Annotated in this window: 2 protein-coding genes; both read left to right on the top strand. The window is 64.2% G+C overall.

Annotated elements, in window-relative coordinates; translation table 11 throughout:
- Positions 1 to 701 (top strand): ABC transporter permease (locus tag WCJ41_RS22025; RefSeq protein ID WP_336907973.1); only part of this gene is annotated, 701 nt, incomplete at its 5' end.
- On the top strand, positions 698 to 1,779 hold a 1,082-nt coding region (locus tag WCJ41_RS22020), incomplete at its 3' end, for an ATP-binding cassette domain-containing protein (RefSeq protein WP_336907972.1). The genes WCJ41_RS22025 and WCJ41_RS22020, both read left to right, overlap by 4 nt.

Below are 1,779 nucleotides of genomic sequence, written 5' to 3'. Positions count from 1 at the left end.
CCTACGGTCCTACGGAAGTGCAGCTCTTGTCAAAGCTCTCGCCGCCCTCCGGCGCGCATTGGCTGGGGGCGGACAATCTCGGCCGTGACGTCTTGAGCCGCGTCCTGGCAGGCAGCCAAAGCGTGCTGTTCGTCTCGTCCTGTGCCGCCATACTCGGCGTGTTCAGCGGCACGGTGATTGGCCTTGTCGCCGCTTATTTCGGGGGATGGACGGAAGAGGTGGCGATGCGCCTGATGGACGTCCTGATGGCGTTTCCGCTTATCGTGGTTGCGCTCCTGATCATCGCTGTCCTCGGCCCGTCTCAGTTCAATGTCATCCTCGTGGTAGCCTTCGCCTTCGCGCCCTACAATGCGCGCGTGGTGCGCGCTGCCGCGCTGGGGTTACGCCGCAGGGAATACGTGGCGGCGGCACGGCTCCGCGGTGAGAGTGCCTTGTATATCATGGCTGTCGAAATGTTGCCGAACATGTCCGGGACAATCGTCGTCGAGTTCACGGTGCGGCTCGCGCTGGCGATATTCACCGTGGCGACGCTCTCCTTCCTGGGGCTCGGCATCCAGCCTCCTACTCCCGACTGGGGCCTGATGATCGCGGAGGGCCGGCAGTACTATCGCATCGCCCCTTGGATCGTATTGTTCCCCGCGCTGGCGATCGCCTCGCTGGTCATAGCGGTCAACCTCGTGGCAGAAGGCCTCAAGGGATGAATGCAGAACGTCCCATCCTGGAGGTGGAGGGGTTGACCGTCGCCTACGACACGCCCTATGGCCAGATCCGCGCCGTGGACGGCGTTTCGTTCCTGCTCGATCGGCGCGAGGTGCTCGGGCTGGTCGGCGAATCGGGTTCGGGCAAGAGCTCCCTGGGCCTTGCCGTCGTGCGCCACCTTCCCGATAGCGGTCATATCGCCGGCGGTGCGCTGCGCTTCTTCGGGACGGATCTGGCGCAGCTGGAGGGCAGCGCGCTGCGCCACGCCCGAGGGCAGCGCATCGCCATGGTCTACCAGGATCCAGCCGGTGCGTTAAATCCGTCGATGCGGATCGGGAAGCAGATCGAGGAAGTGTTCGCAGTTCGCGGAGAGCGTGACCGTGACGCGATGCGCAGGCGTACCCTGGATATTTTGGGGGCAGTTCAGATCGCGGATCCGGGCGAGGCTTATGACCGCTATCCGCATCAGTTCAGCGGTGGCCAGCAGCAGCGCATCGTGATTGCCATGGCCCTGGCGATGGAGCCTGACCTGCTCATCCTCGACGAGCCGACAACAGGCCTCGATGTCAGCGTCGAGGCTGGGATTCTGGAACTGTTCAGAGATCTGCGCGAACGCATATCGGCCGGAATACTATTCATCAGCCATAACATATCCATCATCTCCCAGATCTGTGACCGGGTCGGCGTGATGCATCGCGGACGTTTGATCGAGATGGGGCCGGCAGGTGACGTTCTCAATCAACCCACCCACGAATACACCCGCAGTCTGCTCTCCTCGCGCATCCCCCTGGGTGCGGTGCGGCCGCGACGGGAGAGGCCGCCGCCGCGTATTCTTCTTGACGCGCGGTCCCTTGGCAAAAGTTATCACTCCGGAGGCCGCCGCGTTGACGCCATCCGGGACGTATCCTTGGCACTCCCGGCCCGCAGCGTGCTTGGCATCGTGGGTGAGTCTGGTTCGGGAAAGACCACGACCGCGCGCGTCGTCGCCGGTCTCATCACTGCGGACCGCGGAGATCTGCGGTTCGAGGCGGAGGAACTCGCGCCGTCTGTCGAGGCGCGGCGCGACGAACAGCGGCGCGC

Origin of the sequence: Aestuariivirga sp. (assembly GCF_037139295.1) — a bacterium.
Classification (GTDB): domain Bacteria; phylum Pseudomonadota; class Alphaproteobacteria; order Rhizobiales; family Aestuariivirgaceae; genus Aestuariivirga.
This window is presented reverse-complemented; position numbering and strand designations above follow the sequence as displayed.